Source organism: Lamprobacter sp., assembly GCF_034860625.1.
GTDB lineage: Bacteria > Pseudomonadota > Gammaproteobacteria > Chromatiales > Chromatiaceae > Lamprobacter.
In genome coordinates, this window is record NZ_JAYESN010000787.1 from 1 (window position 1) to 316 (window position 316).

Here is a 316-nt window from a genome sequence, read left to right on the forward strand (position 1 = left end):
CCTAACGACCAAGCTCAGCCGCCCCGCGCGCGGCACCATGCTTGAGATAACCACCAAGGCCGACGCGCGGGGTCGGCTGGAGCAACTTGTTAGGCGGTGATGCAAATGAGTAATCTCGTTTCCGCGATTTACGACGACATGAAAGCATACAAGATCGGCTGTCAAAAGCTAAGAGAAGAGATGCAGAAAGATTGGCGCGGCTACCCTGACTGCTACAGTGACCACGCAAAAGATGTGGCTCGCAGATTAAGCCATCCGACGCGTGTCATTGAAAATTACAGCCACGATGGAGACTGGTCTTATCCTTCCGCCTAAC

General features: G+C 53.8%; 1 protein-coding gene. It reads left to right on the top strand.

Annotated features, from left to right (window positions below; all coding sequences use genetic code 11):
• Positions 1-105 precede the first annotated feature (105 nt).
• On the top strand, positions 106-315 hold the full coding sequence (locus VBE63_RS31285; RefSeq protein WP_323686819.1) for a hypothetical protein: 210 nt from the start codon (positions 106-108) through the stop codon (positions 313-315).
• Position 316 lies beyond the last annotated feature (1 nt).